Origin of the sequence: Streptomyces sp. NPDC051913 (assembly GCF_044593635.1) — a bacterium.
GTDB lineage: Bacteria > Actinomycetota > Actinomycetes > Streptomycetales > Streptomycetaceae > Streptomyces.
The window spans coordinates 1-16,295 of sequence record NZ_JBIUCI010000032.1; the positions used below are offsets into that span (position 1 = coordinate 1).

The following is a 16,295-nucleotide window of genomic DNA, read 5'->3' on the forward strand; positions in this document are numbered from 1 at the left end:
CCGACTCGTACTTCGTGGTGGCGCACTTCCACTACGTCGTCTTCGGCACCGTCGTCTTCGCGATGTTCTCCGGCTTCCACTTCTGGTGGCCGAAGTTCACCGGCAGGATGCTCGACGAGCGCCTCGGCAAGATCACGTTCTGGACGCTGTTCATCGGCTTCCACGGCACGTTCCTCGTCCAGCACTGGCTGGGTGTGAACGGCATGCAGCGACGGATCCCCGACTATCTGGCGGTGGAGGGCCTGACCACCCTCAACACCCTGTCGAGCATCTTCTCGCTCGTGCTCGGCGCCTCGCTCCTGCCGTTCTTCTACAACGTCTGGAAGACCGCCAAGTACGGCAGGCCGGTGGAGGCCGACGACCCCTGGGGCTACGGCCGTTCCCTGGAGTGGGCGACCAGTTGTCCCCCGCCACGACACAACTTCCTCACCCTGCCTCGCATCCGCAGCGAATCGCCGGCCTACGACCTGTACCACGCCCCGGCGCCGGCAAGGGAGTTGACCACGCGATGAACGACACCTTCCTGAACGACATCGAGGGCCACCTGCTGCTCAGCGCGACGCGCCAGGAGGGCCGTACCGCCGCCGAGCGCTTCAGCGCGCCGCTGCACTGGCTGACCGAGGCCCAACGGGCCGAGGTGGAGCGGCGTTTCGAGGCGGAGTACCTCGTACTCGCCCGCGCCTCCTGGCAGCGCACCGCGGTGCGGGCCGGGAGACTGCGGGACGAGTACGAGGCGAGGTACCGGAGCCTGCGCCGACGGCTGCTCGCGTGCCTGCTCCTGGGCTGCGCGGCGGCCGTCGGCGTCCTCGTCCTCTGTCTGGCCTAGCTCTGCGTCCACTTCTGGTTGGTCTGGCCGTTGCACGTCCACAGCACCATCAGCGTGCCGTTGGCCGTACCCGCGCTGTTGGCGTCCAGACAGAGACCGGCGTTGACATTGGTGATCGTGCCGTCGCTGTTGACGTTCCACTTCTGGTTGTTCTGGCCGTTGCAGTCCCAGATGACGACCTTGGTGCCGTTGGTGGTGCCGAGGTTGTAGGCGTCCAGGCACTTGTTGCCGTACACCACGAGTTCCTTGCGCGAGGTGTACGTCCACTGCTGGTTCTGGCCGCCGTTGCAGTCCCACAGCTCGGCCTGGGTGCCGTTGGTGATCGTGTTGTTGTAGAGGTCGAGGCAGCGGCTGGACTGGGTGCCGACCACCAGGGTGCTGTTGGCGCCGGGCAGCGGGCGGACCGTTATGTCGGCGAGGGTGGGCGCGTTCGTGAACGTCAGTGTGTTCGCCGAGCCCTTCGAGAGGCCGACCATCACCGAGACCGTGCCCTGGGAGGAGCCGGTGGGCGGGAACGAGACGGTGGTCGAGCCCTGGCCGTTGACCTTGAGGGTCGCGGTGCGGGCGCTGGAGGTGTTGTTGGTGTAGGCGACGTCGACGACCTTCACGCCGGTGCTGCCGGCGACCACGCCGGAGAAGCCCGCCGTGCCGGTGTAGGTGCTCGCCGACTGCTCGGTGCCGCCGGTGACGCTCAGCATGACCGACCCGCCCGCGGGGACGCTGGTGGTGTAACTCGTGCCGTAGGAGCCGATGGTGGAGCGGGCCCACAGATCACGCACGGTCGCGCTCGCGTTGGTCAGACCCAGGTCGGACCAGCGGACGGTGATGTTCTGCGCGGAGGACGTGCGGTTCATCAGCACGACGGCGCGGTTGCCCTGGCCGGACAGGACCTTGCCGTACACCTGGAGTCCGGTGCCGTCCTCGGCGACCTTGACGCCCTGGAGGCCGCGGGCGTCCTGGTCGACGGCGATGACCTCGGGGTTCTTGAGGATGTTCGCGGTCTCGGTGCTCATGGAGGCGAGGTTGTTGCCGGCGAGGAGCGGGGCGCCGGAGATGGCCCACAGGTTCATGTGGGTGCGGTTCTGGGCGGCGGTGAAGCCGGTCATGCCGACCATCAGCATGTCGGGGTCGTTGTAGTACCCGGTGTGCTGCGCGAGCGGGTGCAGGCCCTGGTCGAAGTTGGACAGCATGTTCGTCTGGGACGGGTTGTTGCCCCAGTAGACGATGTCGGTGCTGGTCCGGTACATGGGCGCGAGCCCGGGGGCCCAGTTCCAGGTGTTCTGGTAGCCCCAGTTGCAGAGGGAGAGGGTGAGCGGGCGCCCGGTGGTGGCCGTCGCCGCGGCCACGGCGTCGCTGATCGACTTGTACGTCGTAGCCGCGTCGAGCCCTTCCGCATCACCGCCGCACCAGTCGACCTTCACGAAGTCGAAGCCCCACTTCGAGAACTGGAGCATGTCCTGGTCGTAGTGGCCCTCGCTGCCGGAGCCGGGGGCGGCGGGGCGGCCGGTCGGGAAGTAGTAGCCGCAGCCGTCCTTTCCGGCGTCGGTGTAGATGCCCGCCTTGAGGCCCTTGCCGTGGATGTAGTCGGCGATGGCCTTCATGCCGCCGGGCCACTCGGACTCGTCGACGGTGATGTTCCCGGCGCTGTCCCGGGTGCCCTGCCACCAGCCCTCGTCGATGTTGATGTACTTGTATCCCGCGTCCGGCAGGCCGGCCGCCACGAACGCGTCGACCTGCTGCTTGATCACGTCGTAGTCGATGGCGGCGGCGAAGCTGTTCCAGGAGGCCCAGCCCATCGGGGCGGTGGGCACGGCTATCTGCCGGCTCGTCGCCGCCTGGGCCGGGGTGGGCTGGGCGAAGAGCAGGGCGGCGGTGGCGGTCAGGGCGAGGACGAGGGCCCGCACGGCGGCGGCTCTGGCGCGGCGTACGAACCCGCGGGGTGAGGGGGGTGGGGGAAACATGCGGCTCCTTCGGAGGGGAAGAACGCACGACAGGGTCGATATCTCGAACGAGGATCGAATACCCGAACGTATCGCGCGCCGAAAGTAGAGCCCCCGGAGGCGGAAGTCAACGGCTGCGACAGGCGTGAACTCGCCGCTTCGCACACGTCGTTCGCCCCGCTCGTGCCGCCGCCCCGACATACTGGCGCTCGTGCGCGTAGCAATCATGACGGCGGGTTCCCGGGGCGATGTCGCCCCCTTCACCGGACTGGGGCACGGCCTGCTCCGGGCCGGACACGAGGTCACCCTGGTCACCCACGGCGCCTTCGAGCCGCTGGTGGCGGGCTCGGGTCTCGGCTTCCACGCCCTCCCCGTGGACCCGCGGACGGTACTGGAGTCCGAGCGCGGCAAGGGCCTGCACCGCAGCGCCACCGGCCCGGGCAAACTGCTGCGTGCGGTCACGATGGCACGGGCGCTGGCGGGCACGATGGCCGACGACCTGGTGGCGGCTGCCCGCGCCGCCGACATCCTCCTCCTCTCGGCCTCCCTCGCCCCGCTCGGCCACACCATCGGCGAGGGCCTGTCCCTGCCGACCCTCGGCCTCAGCCTGCAACCGGTCGCCACGACAAGGGAGTTCGCCCCTCCCATGCTCGGCGGCGGCTCCTGGGGCGCCGTCGGCAACCGCGCGGCCGGACACGGCGTGGGCCTCGCCATCGAGCACGTCTTCTCGTCCGTCGTCCCCGAGGTACGCACCCGCCTCGGCCTCGGCCGGATCGGGAGCACCGCGGCACTACGCCGCCGGGAGCGCCGCGACTGGCCCGTCCAGCACGGTTTCAGCCCCCTGGTGGTGGCCCGCCCGCGCGACTGGCGGCCCGGCCTTGACGTGGCGGGCTACTGGTGGCCGTACGACGTCTCCACCCAACTCCCCCCGGAGGTGCGGGACTTCCTCGACGCCGGTCCGCCACCCGTCTTCGTCGGCCTCGGCAGCGCCACGGTGCCCGACCCCGAACGCCTCAGCGCCGCCGTCGTGCGGGCATTGCGCCGGGCAGGGCTACGCGGGGTGTTCCAGCAGGGCTGGGCGGGCCTCGCGGCCGACGGCGACGACATGCTGACCGTCGGCGAGCTCGCCCACTCGGCGCTCTTCCCGCACATGGCCGCCGTGGTCCATCACGCGGGCGCGGGCACGACCGGAGCGGGCCTTCGGGCAGGGGTGCCGGCAGTACCCGTGCCGATCCAGTTCGACGCGGGCTTCTGGTCTGAGCGGCTGGTCAAACTGGGCGTGGCTCCAGGCGCGGTACCGCTGCGCCGCCTGACCACGGACAGACTGGCGTCGGCATTGACGCGGATCACGCGCGACGACGGGTACCGGGAGCGGGCACGGGAACTCGGGGCGCGCATTCGCAAGGAGGACGGAGTAGCCCCGGTACTGGAGGCACTGAACCGTCTGAGCGACTGAGCGGCAACGCCCCAAGAGGCGCGGGGAACTGCGCGACCAGCCACAGCGGCGCCGCGCAGAACATCAGTCCTCCCACCCCACCGGCCGCAAAATAGCCAACAACTGCCGCACCAGTTCCTCCACCACCTCATCCAACGAGGCGTCCACCCACCCGGAGCTCCAGTCATGGAGCAGACCGTTCACGGCCCCGATGAACGCGGTGGCCGGCAGCCGATAGTCCCGGGGCGCCGCCTCCCCCCGCGCCACCGCCGCCCCCGCCTCCGCACACACCAGCTCGACCCACCGCGCCCGCCGAGCCAGCCGCTGCTCCTCCAACTGCGGACTGACCCCGATGATCTCGACGAAGGTGATCCGGACCCGGCGCGGATCACCGGTGACATTCGCCGCGTACGCCCGGAAGATCGCCGCGACCCGCTCGGCCAGCGGCAGCGCCTCCGCGTCGGTCACCGCCGCCACCACCGCCTCCTCCGCCCAGCCGTTGACCTGGAGATGCAGCGCGGCGAGGACGTCCTCCAGCGTGCGGAACTCCTCGTAGAACTGCCGCGTGGACAGCCCGGCGGCCTCGCTGAGCGCGGCGACGGTCGTGTTGCGGTAGCCCGGCGTGTCGCCGAACAGCTGGAGCGCGGCGTCCAGGAAACGCCGGCGCCGTTCCGCCTGCCGCTCCTCGGCGGTCTTGCCGCCGTAGCGGCCGGTCGGCGCCTTGAGCCTGCCCGCCACGGTCACCTCCGTTGATCGTCCGGTAGCTCGCCAATTTTGTCGTGCACGCAGTCTTGTGGACAGGGCGCCTCTTCCTTACTTTTCAGTAAGTTAACTCTGAAAGCATCCGTGTTCAGTTTCCGAGCCGCCTTCCCGATCCCGTCTTGGCATGTCCCACTCATGAACCCCACTCAGAGGAGAGAGCCGTCATGCCTGCCATCAGACCCCGTCATCTGTGTGCCCTGGCCGCAGCCGTCGTCCTGACCGCCACCGTCCCGGCGACCGCGGCGTCCGCCGCGGACGCCGCCGCCCTGCGCGAGGTGCTGTTCGTCGGCAACAACTGGGACGGCACCGCCGACGTCCTCCAGTCCAGCGGCAATCTGGCCAAGGTCGGCCGGATCAACGTCATCCCCGACAAGGACGCACGGATGGCGGAGATCAACGCCGACCCGATCAAGTGGATCTACTTCATGGCGATCCGCAACGGCGTCGGCGAGGGCCACGACCAGTTCGTCGACGACATGTACACCACCCCGGACGGCGCCTCGGTGGTCGTCTCCCGGCCGAGCTTCGCCGACGTCGTGTCGATCAACCTGGCCACCGGGGCCATCAACTGGCGCTTCCCCGTGTCGGGTTACCGCTCGGACCACATGGCGGTCTCCCCGGACGGCACCCGGGTCGCGGTGTCCGCGTCGACCGCGAACACCGTGCACGTGCTCGACATCAACACCGGCAAGCAGGTCGGCAAGTTCGCCACCGGTGACAAGCCGCACGAGAACATCTTCACCAAGGACGGCAAGTACATCTACAACATGGCGATCGGTGACGTGAACACGGACACCGACGCCCCGTGGCTGGACTGGACGAAGGGCGACCGGCACATCACGGTCGTCGACGCGAAGACGTACCAGCAGGTCAAGACCATCGACATGCGGCCGAAGCTGGACGCGCTCGGTCTCACCGACTACTCCGACGCGGTCCGCCCGGCCGTGTTCTCGCCGGACGAGTCGAAGCTGTACTTCCAGGTGTCGTTCTTCAACGGCTTCTTCGAGTACGACCTCGCCACGGACAAGATCACCCGGATGAAGACCCTGCCGAAGAACCCGGCGACCAGCGACGACCGCACCACGTACGTCAACGACTCGCGCCACCACGGTCTGTCGATGAGCCCCGACGGCAGCAAACTGTGCGTCGCCGGGACCATGGACGACTACGCGACCGTCGTCAACCGCACCACCCTCCAGGAGGGCCCGCTGGTCACCGCCTCCAAGCCGTACTGGGCGACGGTCAGCGGCGACGGCAAGAGCTGCGTCGTCTCCGAGAGCGGCGCCGACCAGGTCACGGCGATCGACTTCACCACCGGCCTGAAGACCGTGTCCGTCCCGGTCGGCGACCACCCCCAGCGGGTACGGCTCGGCCATGTCGCGGCGAACTGGACGAGCCCGACCTCCTGAGGTTCAACCCGCCAGTCGTTCGACGGCCTTCACCGCCGTGCCCGCCCCGTCCTCGGCGGCCATGAGCCGCGCGGCGCTCGCGGCGGCACGGCTGTAGGTCGGCCGCCGTACAACGCGGCCGAGCGCTTCGGCGAGCGTCTCGGCCGTGAGCGACCGGAAGGGGATCGGAGCGGGCGCGGCACCGAGGGCGGCCAGCCGCCCCGCCCAGAACGGCTGGTCCGCCGTGACCGGCACCGGGACCGCGGGCACCCCGGCCCGCAGTGCCGCGGCCGAGGTGCCCGCGCCGGCGTGGTGGACGACCGCGGCGACGCGCGGGAACACCAGCTCGTGCGGTACCTCCCCGACGGTCATGACGTCGTCGCCGTCGCCGGCGAGCCCCGCGGCCCCTGTCTGGAGGACCCCGCGCAGCCCGGCCTGCCGCAGCGCCCGCACGGCGAGCTCACTCAGCCGCTCCCCCTGTCCCGTTGCCATGCTGCCGAAGCCGATGAACACCGGTCGCGGTCCGGCGGTGAGGAAGTCCTCCAGTTCGGCGGGCAGCCGCCGCGCCTCGTCGACGTACGGCCACCAGGTGCCGACGACGTCCAGGCCCGGCCGCCAGTCGGCGGGGCGTGGCAGCAGCGCCGTGCTGAAACCGTGCAGGACCGGCCACCCCTCCCGCTCCTGCCGACGCCGCGTCGCCTGGGGTGTGAGCGGGGACAGGCCCAGGCCGCGACGGAGTTCCGCGACCGCACCGGCATACAACCGATCGGTCATGCGGAGCGCGAAGCGGCCGGCCGTGCGGTTGCCCAGCCGGCCCAGTGAGCGGGATCCGGTGATCACCGGCGGGAAGTCGCCGGTCGGGGCGGCGGGTACGACGTAGGCGCCCACGGTCGGTGTTCCGGTGGCCTCGGCCAGGTGCAGGCCGAGGGGTGCCGTGGTCGTCGACAGCAGGAGCAGGTCCGCGGACGATGCCGGTAGGTCCACGAAAGCCCGGCCGAGCTCCGTGACGTACTCGGCAGCGGCACGCAGCAGTCGACGGTCGCCTCCCCCGGCCCCCGGAAGCCCGTGGAACTCCGGTCCGGCCTCCTTCACCAGGGGTGCGAAGCCGTCCGGGGCGGCGACCGTCACCTCGTGTCCGGCCCGGCGCAGTGCGGCGCCCAGACCCGTGTAGGGGGCGACGTCGCCGCGTGATCCGGCGGCGGCGATCAGGATCCTCATGCTGCGTCCTCCGGGGAGCCGGTGCGGGCCGCGTTGGCGTGGACGGCCTTGGCCAAGTAGGCGGCGAGGCTGCCCCGTTGCTGCGACGGGGGGACGACGAGGGCGAAGGCGCGCGGGTCGGCCACGAAGTCGTCCGCGATCCGCCGGTGCATGGCGGGCGGGCAGGTGGTGAACCAGCGGGTGATGTGGAGGCGGTGCTCCTCGGCGAGGCCCATGGCCGCCGGCCCGTCGCTCGGTTCCCCGGCGTCGAAGGCGGCGAGCAGCCGTACGCGCCACTGTGCGGCCTCGCCCATCGCGCGCCGCCAGTCCTCCTTGGTGAGGGCGGCGGCCCGCGCCATGGCCTCGCGATGTCCCGCCGAGTCGGCCCATCTCACCTGCCGTTCGGTGGCGTAGCTGAGGTCGAAGCCGATCTCGCCGAAGACCTCGAAGCGTTCCCGCGGGGTGAGCGTCACGCCGGTCTGCTGGACCTCGATGGCCCGTTCGGCGACCTCGGAGAGCCGCTGGAGCCGCTCGATCTCCTCGCTCAACTGCCTTTGCCGGGACCGGAGATGATCCAGGACGTTCGCCTGCGGGTCCTGGAGGATGGTGCCGATCTCGTCGAGGGAGAAGCCGAGCTCCCGGTAGAAGAGGATCTGCTGGAGCCGGGCCAGGTCCGTCTCGTCGTAGAGGCGGTATCCGGCCCGGCTGCGGGTGCCGGGCGTGAGCAGGCCGGTCCGGTCGTAGTGATGGAGCGTGCGCACCGTCACTCCGGCCCAGGACGCGACCTGCCGCACGGAGTAGCTCATTCACCTGCCCTTTCGTCGGGGTCCAGGCTCAACCCTGACGCAAGGAGAGGGTCAAGCCCGCTCAGCTGAACTTCGCCGCCATCCAGGTCGCCAGTTCGGACTTGGCCGCGCTCAGCACGGACGCCGAGGGCGCGGCGGCCCCGTTGGTGACGAGGGCGTAGTGCAGGGTGCCGGAGTCCGAGTCGGTGAGGAGAAGGCGGCGGCTGCCGGTGCCGCCCGGCTCGGCGGCCGTGCCGACGGGGGTCGAGGACGTGTAGGCGGGCGGGGCGTAGGCCGTCCCCAGGTCGGAGACGACCGTGGTGGTCGCCGTCGGGAACGAGGCGGGCAGATGAAGTTCGGTGGGAGTCGTGCCGCTGCCCGAGCGCCACACCAGCAGCCCGTACTGCCCGGAGCCGACCAGTGCGGACACGTTCGGCAGCGAGCTCGGCACCGGGTTCCAGGTCAGGGTGGTGGAGCCGTCACGGGAGCGGTCCTCGTAGGTGAAGGCGAGGGTGCTGCCCGAGGTCGCGCTCGGGTAGAGGCGGTCGAGGAGCCTGGAGTCCTGACGGAGCGTCACCACGCCGTTGTCGTCGAGGCGTACGGCTGACAGGTCCTCGTCGTTCCAGGCGTCCCCGCTGGTCTGCACCTTGTCGGGGTTGCCGTTCATGAGCTCGCTGTGGCGGCCGTTGTAGATGTCCCACTGCCACTGCGAACCGGACAGCACCGGACCCGAACCAGCGGGCGAGGCCCACCAGTTGGCGCCCTTCACCCGGGAGTCGAGGGCCTGGTACATCGCCTTGAGGACGGTCGGCGCCTTTCCGGCGGTGGAGCCGTTCAGGGGGTGGCCGAACTCGCTGACGACGGCCGTGGTGCCGAGCGCCGAGGCGCGGTCGCGGACGGTGCCGAAGTCGGTGACGTACTGGCCGTCGGAGGCGTTGCCCCACATCAGGATGCCGGAGATGGCCTTCTGGTCGTAGAAGTGGGTGTTGAAGACGTACCGGGAGCCGATGCTGCCCGCGTCGAGGAGGCCGCCCTCCTGCTTGCTGACGTTGCCGTTCCAGAAGAGGTTGGGCTCGACGAGGGCGGGCTTGTCCTGCCAGCCCGCCGCGTCCATGCGGGCCCGGAACTTCACATAGAAGGGCCACAGCACGTTCTGTTCCCAGGTGCGGCTGGCCTGGCCGGAGTCATAGGTGCCGGCGTACGGCTCGTTGTAGGGGTCGAAGCCGAGAACGCCTGCGAACTCCTCGGTGGAGACGTTCTGTTTGATGTACGCCATGACCTTCTGGGCCGTGGTGAGGAAGGCGTCCTGGAGACCATAGGCGTTGTGCCAGAAGTCGTACTGGCCGGCCTTCACCGCCCCGTTCTGGGTGATGTTCTGGCCCCACATGATGCAGATCCCGCACGATTCGTCGGGGTAATCGCCCAGGTCCACGGCCCACTTGGGGGCGCCGTCGCCGGTGTACCAACTGTCGTCGTCGAAGAGGTACCGGGAGTACAGGTCCTGGTGGAAGTCGGGGTAGACGCGGATGCCCGCGTCCAGGAAGGCGCGCATCTGGGCGGTGGCGGCGGCCAGATAGGCGGTGTCGACCTGGCCCTGCACCGGTTCGGCGTAGGCCCAGGAGAGCAGGAAGCGGACGGAGTTGCCGCCGCCGAGGGCGCGCAGGGCCTTCGCCGACTTCTGGGCGTCGGCGACGGAGGCGAAGGGCAGGCCGTGGTTCTCGGCGAGCTTGGTCTCGCCGGAGACGTTGTAGCCGCGCAGCACGACCTCACGGCCGTGTCCGTCGATGAAGCGACCGCCGGACACCGTGAGCGCCGTGCCGTCGAAGGAGAGGGAGTCGGGGACGGTGGCCGCGGTGGCGGGCGGGGAGCCCGCCACCGTCAGGAAACCGCAGAGTCCGCAGAGGACAACCAGAACAACCAGCAGACGGGCCCGGATATTCGGCATGTTCACTACAGTCCGGGGAGATCAGGACACCGTCAATACCTTCTGACTCATGAGTAAGTATCAGGTTTTCCCGACCCTTTGGCCTCACTAACCCCTTCGGCCCGTTACGTTCAGCAGGTACTCCTTGCGGTTGAGCGGGTTGTGGTCCGTCCGGGGGCGCTCGGGGACGTCCTCCCGGCCCGCGACCGGCGCATAGTCCTCGAAGGCGCTCTCCCACTCGGCCTCGCCCCGGGTCAGACCCGGCAGCCGCTGTTCGAGGCCGTGCACCCGGGCGGCCGGGACCACGCCTTCCAGCACACACAGCGCGCCCCGGGTCTCGGTCGTCTCCGGCACCGCCCGCGCCGCGGAGAGCACCGGCAGCAGCGCGCCCAGCGTGTCCGCCGGTGCCTCCAGACGGAAGCGGTGCATCGGCTCGTACACCCGGGTGCCCGCCCGGCGCAGCGCCTCGGCGAGGACCAGCGGGGTCAGACCGCGGAAGTCGGCGCCGGTGGTCGACATGCTCTTGTCGAAGCCCTGGTGGGCATGGCTCTGCCGGGGCCAGTAGCCGGAGTGGGTCATGGTGACGGCGCAGTCGGCGACCTGCCAGCCGTGCAGCCCCTGGGTGAGGGTCTCGCGGACGGTGTCCTCGACGGCCCGGAAGAAGGCGTACGGCATCGCCCCCAGCTCCACCTCCAGGCCGAAGGTGACGCCGCTGCCGGGCGGGGTCGGGTCGACGCGCAGACCGACCGTGGCGAGGAACGGGTTCGCGTCCTTCTTGATGAACTCGGCGGCGGCGCCCGTCCCCAGGGGGCGTTCGACACACAGCGGTGTGGTCTCCCGGAAGCCGACGGCGAGCCCGAACTCCTCGGCGAGGGTGGCCTCGATGACCTCCTTCTGGACCTCGCCGTAGAGGGAGACGGAGAGTTCCTGGCGTACCTCGTCGTGGCGCAGGCCGATCAACGGGTCCTGCTCGGCGAGCTGGGTGAGGGCGAGGTGCAGCGCCCCGCGGTCGGTGCCGGGGCCGGGGACGACGACGGTCTCCAGGGTGGGCGGGGAGAAGAAGTGGCCGTGCCGCTTGCGGGGTTCGCCGATCGTGTCGCCGATGCGGATGTTCCCCAGCCCCCACAGCCGCGCGATCCGTCCCGCCGGTACGGCGTCCGCGCGAAGGTCCGTGCCGTGGTCGAAGACGCTGACGGCGGTGACCCTGCCCTCCTCCCGTCCGGGACCGAAGGGGACACGGTCACGGGTGCGCAGAGTCCCGGAGAACATCCTGGCGTACGCGACCTTCTCCCCCGCCGGCCCCCTCTCCACCTTGAACACGCTGCCGGAGACGGGCCCTTCGGGATCACCGTCGGCGGCGGGCAGCAACTCCTTGATCCCGGCGATCAGTTCGGGCACACCCGCACCGGTGACGGCGGAGCCGAAGTACACGGGATGGGCGAGGGCCTGCCCGGTCCGGGCGACGAGAGCCGCCCGCACCCGATCGTCCGCGAGTGACCCGTCGACGTACGCGGCGAGCAGCTCGTCGTCCTGGTCGGCGAGGACATCGGGTGCCACCGCACACGGCACGAACCGCGCCTCGCGCGTGCCGAGTCCGACGGCCCGCCCCATCGGCACGACCGCGGGCGTGAGCCGCTCGGCGAGGGCGTCGAGGACACCCTCGTACCGCGCCCCGCGTCGGTCGATCTTGTTCACGAAGATCAGCGCGGGGATGCGCAGCCGCTGAAGCGTCCGCATCAGCACACGCGTCTGCGCCTGGACGCCCTCGACGGCCGAGACGACGAGCACGGCGCCGTCGAGCACCCCGAGGACCCGTTCCACCTCGGCGATGAAGTCCGGGTGGCCGGGGGTGTCGATGAGGTTGACGGTGACGTCGTCGACCGCGAACGAGACGACGGCGGACTTGATGGTGATGCCGCGCCGGCGCTCCAGCGCGAGGGTGTCGGTGTGTGTACTGCCGGCGTCTACGCTGCCGATCTCGTCGATCACCCCGACCGAGTGCAGCAGCCGCTCGGTCAGGCTGGTCTTACCGGCGTCGACATGGGCGAGAATCCCGAGGTTGAGCAAGTGCACGAAGCGTCATGTCCTTCGAAGAGGGGGTCATTCCTTCTTGGGTGGACATGCGTGCAGAGCGCACTACTGCTCTCCTTCATCGATCGCCGATCGGTCGCCGACGGGTTCCTTGCAGTGCAGCAGACCCACGCTCGGGACGCCAACGGATTAACGCTCAACAAAGCCGCGTCACGGCCCTCGCCGCCTCCTCCGACCAGTCCTAGAGTGACGCCCATCACGTCCGGTGTTTCCTGGGAGGGCACATGACCCGTGTCTCGGTGAAGGTGGACGGAACGAACTACGAGGACGAGGTGGAGCCCCGTCTCCTCCTGATCCACTACCTGCGTGACCGTCTCGGCCTGACCGGCACCCCGATCGGCTGCGACACCTCCAACTGCGGGGCCTGCACGGTCGACCTGGACGGCGAGAGCGTCAAGAGCTGCTCGGTGCTGGCCGTCCAGGCGGACGGCAGTGAGGTGACCACCGTCCAGGGCCTCGCCGACGAGAACGGCGAGTGGACGGCGCTCCAGCGAGCCTTCCACGAGCGGCACGCCCTCCAGTGCGGCTACTGCACCCCGGGGATGATCATGGCCGCCCGGGATCTGCTGCGGGACAACCCGAGCCCCACCTCGGACGAGGTACGCCACGCCCTCGAAGGAAACCTGTGCCGCTGCACGGGTTACCAGAACATCGTGCGGGCGGTGCTCGCCGCCTCCGGACAGGAGGTCGGCACATGAGCGACACCGTCGAGCGGGAGGTCGGCCGGGCCCGGCCCCGCAAGGAGGACGCGCGGCTCGTCACCGGACAGACCCACTGGACCGACAACATCGCCGTCAACGGCCTGCTCCACCTCGCCGTCCTGCGCAGCCCCATGGCCCACGCCCGCATCGACCGTGTCGATGTGAGCCCCGCCCTCGAACGCCCCGGGGTGGTCGCCGCGTTCAGCGGCGCCGACCTCGCGGAGGGCCTCGGTTCACTCCCCTGTGCCTGGCCGGTGACCGAGGACATCGTGCTGCCCGACCATCCCCCGATCGCCACCACCGAGGTGCGCCACGCCGGTGACCCGGTGGCGGTCGTGGTGGCCCGCGACCGGTACGCGGCGGCGGACGCCCTGGAGGCGATCGACGTCGAGTACACGCCGCTGCCCCCGGTCCTCGACCTGGAGGCCGCACTGGCCGAGGGCGCGGCCCTGGTCCACGCCGACAAGGGCACCAACCGCTGCTACGACTGGCCCCTGAAGGTCGGCGAGGACTTCGAGGCCGTACGGCAGCGCGCCGAGGTGACGCTGAAGCGCCGCTACCACCAGCAGCGCCTCATCCCCAACGCGATGGAGCCGCGCGCGGTCGTGGTCACCCCGCTCACCGCGTCCGGCGAGTACACCCTGTACTCCTCCACCCAGATCCCGCACATCCTGCGGATCATGCTCGCCGTGGTCACCGGCATACCCGAGCACAAACTGCGGGTGATCGCCCCGGACGTGGGCGGCGGCTTCGGCTCCAAGCTCCAGGTGTACGGCGAGGAGGCCATCGCCCTCGCGGTGGCCCGCCGCACCGGCCGGCCGGTGAAATGGACGGAGTCCCGCAGCGAGGGCTATCTCGCCACCCATCACGGGCGCGGCATGATCCAGGACATCGAGATCGCCGCGCACCGCGACGGCACCCTGCTCGGCCTCAAGGCCGATCTGCTGGTCGACATGGGCGCCTATCTGATGCTCGTCACACCGGGCATCCCGATCCTGGGCGCGTTCATGTACCCGGGGATCTACAAGATGGGTTCCTACGAACTGAACGTCACCGGCGTCTTCACGACCAGGACCCCGACGGACGCCTACCGGGGCGCCGGACGCCCGGAGGCGACGTACGCCATCGAACGGATCATGGACGAGCTGGCGGCCGAACTCGGTCTGGATCCGGTGGAGTTGCGCCGCCGCAACTGGATCGGCCACGAGGAGTTCCCGTACACGACGGTCGCGGGCCTGACGTACGACAGCGGCAACTACGAGGCCGCCACCGAGAAGGCCCTTGCCCTGTTCGACTACGACAAGCTGCGCGCCGAGCAGGCCGACCGCAACCATCGGGGCGACAGTGTGCGGTTGGGCATCGGGGTGTCGACGTACACGGAGATGTGCGGGCTGGCGCCGAGCCGGGTGCTGCGGGATCTGCGGTACGCGGCCGGTGGCTGGGAGGCGGCGAGCATCCGCATGCTGCCCACCGGCAAGGTCGAGGTGGTCACCGGCAGCAGCCCGCACGGGCAGGGCCATGTGACCTGCTGGAGCCAGATCGCCGCCGACGTGCTGGGCGTGCCGTTCGAGGACGTCGAGGTCGTCCACGGCGACACCCGGGCCGCCCCGCAGGGCATGGACACCTACGGCTCGCGCTCGCTCGTCGTGGGCGGCACGGCGGTCCATCACGCGGCGGTGAAGGTGGTGGAGAAGGCCCGCAAGATCGCCGCGCATCTGCTCGAAGCCAGCGAGCGGGACCTGGAGTTCACGGACGGCGCCTTCTCGGTGAAGGGCTCGCCGGACGCCCGCAGAACCATCCAGGAGGTCGCCTTCGAGACGTTCACCTCGCACGACCTGCCCGACGGCCTGGTGCCCACCATCAACGCCGAGCACCTGGTCGACCCGGACAACTTCTCCTACCCGCACGGCACCCACCTGTGCGCGGTCGAGGTCGACACCGAGACCGGGCAGACCCGTATCAGGTCGTACGTCTGTGTCGACGACGTCGGCCGGGTCGTCAACCCGATGATCGTGGAGGGGCAGGTGCACGGCGGTCTCGCCCAGGGCATCGCGCAGGCGCTGTTCGAAGAGGCGGTCTACGACGACCAGGGCAACCTCGTGTCCGGGACGATGGCGGACTATCTCGTGCCGTCGGCGGCGGATCTTCCGGAGTTCACCACGGACCGCACGGAGACGCCCGCCACCTCGAACCCGCTGGGCGTCAAGGGAGTCGGCGAGGCGGGCACGATCGCCTCCACGCCCGCCGTCGTCAACGCGATCGTGGACGCGCTGCGCCCGCTGGGCGTGCGTGACGTGCGCATGCCCTGTACACCCGAGCGGGTCTGGCAAGCGGTGAGGGAGGCCTCGCGATGATTCCCCCGGCATTCGAGTACGCCCGCCCGGCCGGCGTCGACGAGGCGGTGCGCGCGCTCGCCGACGCGGGCGAGGACGCCAAGGTGCTGGCCGGCGGGCAGAGCCTGCTGCCGCTGCTGCGGCTCCGGCTGGCCTTCCCCGAACTGGTCGTGGACGTCGGCCGTATCGCCGAGTTGCGCGGCGTGCGCGAGGACGGCGACACGCTCGTCATCGGCGCGATGACCACCCACCACGAGGTGATCCGCGACCCGCTGGTCCGCCGCCACGCCGGTCTGCTGGCCGCCGCCACGGCGACCGTCGCCGACCCCGCCGTACGACATCGCGGCACGCTCGGCGGCTCCCTCGCGCACGCCGACCCGGCCGGCGACCTGCCCGCGGTGGTCCTCGCGCTGGACGGGCGGCTGGTGGTGCAGGGCCCGGGCGGACGGCGCACGGTCCCCGCCCGGCAGTTCTTCGTCGACTACCTCCAATCCGCCCTGGAACCCGACGAGTTGCTGGTGGAGGTGCGGCTGCCGAAGACCGACGGCTGGGGCTTCCACTACGAGAAGTTCCACCGGGTCGCCCAGGCCTGGGCGATCGTCGGCGTGGCCGCGCTGGTACGCCGGGACAACGGCCGGATCGCCGAGGCACGCGTCGGTCTGACCAACATGGGCACGACCCCCCTGCGCGCCACGGCCACCGAGGAGGCCCTCACCGGTGCCGGGGACGCCGAGGCGGTGGCGCGGGCGGCGGAGTCGGCGGCGGTGGCCACCCAGCCGTCCCGGGACACCTCGGCCTCTCCGGAGTACCGGGCGCATCTGGCGCGGGTGCTGACCAAGCGCGCGGTGCTGGCCGCCGCCGGGATGGGGTGAGCGGCGATCACGGAGATCGACGGCCCGTTCCACGGCTCGTT

At 70.4% G+C, this 16,295-nt stretch carries 13 protein-coding genes; 7 read left to right on the top strand and 6 right to left on the bottom strand.

Annotation, left to right across the window (positions count from 1 at the left end):
- Both ACIHIX_RS46045 and ACIHIX_RS46050 read left to right on the top strand, forming a co-directional pair.
- A partial coding sequence (locus ACIHIX_RS46045) for a cbb3-type cytochrome c oxidase subunit I (RefSeq protein ID WP_399966651.1) occupies nt 1-512 on the top strand: 512 nt, incomplete at its 5' end.
- Entirely contained in the window at nt 509-826 is a 318-nt protein-coding gene (locus ACIHIX_RS46050) for a hypothetical protein (RefSeq protein ID WP_399966652.1), read from the top strand. The genes ACIHIX_RS46045 and ACIHIX_RS46050, both read left to right, overlap by 4 nt.
- Here the strand turns inward: ACIHIX_RS46050 and ACIHIX_RS46055 are convergent.
- On the bottom strand, nt 823-2,787 hold the full coding sequence (locus tag ACIHIX_RS46055) for a ricin-type beta-trefoil lectin domain protein (RefSeq protein WP_399966653.1): 1,965 nt from the start codon (nt 2,785-2,787) through the stop codon (nt 823-825). The two genes, ACIHIX_RS46050 and ACIHIX_RS46055, sit on opposite strands and share 4 nt — an antisense overlap.
- A 205-nt stretch (nt 2,788-2,992) precedes the next feature.
- Between ACIHIX_RS46055 and ACIHIX_RS46060 the strand changes: the two genes are divergently transcribed.
- On the top strand, nt 2,993-4,222 hold the full coding sequence (locus tag ACIHIX_RS46060) for a glycosyltransferase (RefSeq protein WP_399966697.1): 1,230 nt from the start codon (nt 2,993-2,995) through the stop codon (nt 4,220-4,222).
- 63 nt (nt 4,223-4,285) lie between these two features.
- Here ACIHIX_RS46060 and ACIHIX_RS46065 read toward each other — a convergent pair whose 3' ends face one another.
- Complete coding sequence (locus ACIHIX_RS46065; protein ID WP_399966654.1) at nt 4,286-4,939, bottom strand: TetR/AcrR family transcriptional regulator; 654 nt, start codon at nt 4,937-4,939, stop codon at nt 4,286-4,288.
- Between the two features lie 188 nt (nt 4,940-5,127).
- On the opposite strand from ACIHIX_RS46065, the gene ACIHIX_RS46070 reads away from it, so the two are divergent.
- The gene (locus ACIHIX_RS46070) at nt 5,128-6,372 is read left to right on the top strand and encodes a YncE family protein (RefSeq protein WP_399966655.1); all 1,245 of its coding nucleotides are present in this window, start codon (nt 5,128-5,130) and stop codon (nt 6,370-6,372) included.
- Nucleotides 6,373-6,375: 3 nt separating this feature from the next.
- Here the strand turns inward: ACIHIX_RS46070 and ACIHIX_RS46075 are convergent, their stop codons facing one another.
- From ACIHIX_RS46075 to ACIHIX_RS46090, 4 genes are all read right to left on the bottom strand, one after another.
- Nucleotides 6,376-7,569: a glycosyltransferase gene (locus ACIHIX_RS46075; RefSeq protein WP_399966656.1), complete on the bottom strand. Its 1,194-nt coding sequence runs from the start codon at nt 7,567-7,569 to the stop codon at nt 6,376-6,378.
- Nucleotides 7,566-8,354, bottom strand: coding sequence for a MerR family transcriptional regulator (locus ACIHIX_RS46080; RefSeq protein ID WP_399966657.1), 789 nt, complete (start codon nt 8,352-8,354; stop codon nt 7,566-7,568). The genes ACIHIX_RS46075 and ACIHIX_RS46080 overlap by 4 nt, the downstream gene beginning before the upstream one ends.
- Nucleotides 8,355-8,415: 61 nt before the next feature.
- A complete protein-coding gene (locus ACIHIX_RS46085) occupies nt 8,416-10,278 on the bottom strand; it encodes an endoglycosylceramidase (protein WP_399966658.1) in 1,863 nt (620 codons plus the stop codon).
- Nucleotides 10,279-10,365: 87 nt separating this feature from the next.
- Nucleotides 10,366-12,330, bottom strand: coding sequence for a GTP-binding protein (locus tag ACIHIX_RS46090; RefSeq protein WP_399966659.1), 1,965 nt, complete (start codon nt 12,328-12,330; stop codon nt 10,366-10,368).
- A gap of 242 nt (nt 12,331-12,572) precedes the next feature.
- Here ACIHIX_RS46090 and ACIHIX_RS46095 point away from each other — a divergent pair, with 242 nt between their 5' ends.
- The 3 genes from ACIHIX_RS46095 to ACIHIX_RS46105 are packed head-to-tail and all read left to right on the top strand — an operon-like array spanning nt 12,573 to nt 16,254.
- A complete protein-coding gene (locus tag ACIHIX_RS46095) occupies nt 12,573-13,046 on the top strand; it encodes a (2Fe-2S)-binding protein (RefSeq protein ID WP_399966661.1) in 474 nt (157 codons plus the stop codon).
- Nucleotides 13,043-15,403: a xanthine dehydrogenase family protein molybdopterin-binding subunit gene (locus ACIHIX_RS46100; RefSeq protein ID WP_399966662.1), complete on the top strand. Its 2,361-nt coding sequence runs from the start codon at nt 13,043-13,045 to the stop codon at nt 15,401-15,403. Before ACIHIX_RS46095 ends, ACIHIX_RS46100 begins: the two co-directional genes overlap by 4 nt.
- Complete coding sequence (locus tag ACIHIX_RS46105; protein WP_399966663.1) at nt 15,400-16,254, top strand: FAD binding domain-containing protein; 855 nt, start codon at nt 15,400-15,402, stop codon at nt 16,252-16,254. The genes ACIHIX_RS46100 and ACIHIX_RS46105 overlap by 4 nt, the downstream gene beginning before the upstream one ends.
- Nucleotides 16,255-16,295: the final 41 nt, after the last annotated feature.

What these genes read in the sequence shown, in the direction of transcription:
- ACIHIX_RS46050 (WP_399966652.1), top strand. Translation starts at nt 509, where the DNA reads ATGAACGACACCTTCCTGAACGACATCGAGGGCCACCTGCTGCTCAGC.
- ACIHIX_RS46055 (WP_399966653.1), bottom strand. Translation starts at nt 2,787, where the DNA reads ATGTTTCCCCCACCCCCCTCACCCCGCGGGTTCGTACGCCGCGCCAGA.
- ACIHIX_RS46060 (WP_399966697.1), top strand. Translation starts at nt 2,993, where the DNA reads ATGACGGCGGGTTCCCGGGGCGATGTCGCCCCCTTCACCGGACTGGGG.
- ACIHIX_RS46070 (WP_399966655.1), top strand. Translation starts at nt 5,128, where the DNA reads ATGCCTGCCATCAGACCCCGTCATCTGTGTGCCCTGGCCGCAGCCGTC.
- ACIHIX_RS46075 (WP_399966656.1), bottom strand. Translation starts at nt 7,569, where the DNA reads ATGAGGATCCTGATCGCCGCCGCCGGATCACGCGGCGACGTCGCCCCC.
- ACIHIX_RS46080 (WP_399966657.1), bottom strand. Translation starts at nt 8,354, where the DNA reads ATGAGCTACTCCGTGCGGCAGGTCGCGTCCTGGGCCGGAGTGACGGTG.
- ACIHIX_RS46085 (WP_399966658.1), bottom strand. Translation starts at nt 10,278, where the DNA reads ATGCCGAATATCCGGGCCCGTCTGCTGGTTGTTCTGGTTGTCCTCTGC.
- ACIHIX_RS46095 (WP_399966661.1), top strand. Translation starts at nt 12,573, where the DNA reads ATGACCCGTGTCTCGGTGAAGGTGGACGGAACGAACTACGAGGACGAG.
- ACIHIX_RS46100 (WP_399966662.1), top strand. Translation starts at nt 13,043, where the DNA reads ATGAGCGACACCGTCGAGCGGGAGGTCGGCCGGGCCCGGCCCCGCAAG.
- ACIHIX_RS46105 (WP_399966663.1), top strand. Translation starts at nt 15,400, where the DNA reads ATGATTCCCCCGGCATTCGAGTACGCCCGCCCGGCCGGCGTCGACGAG.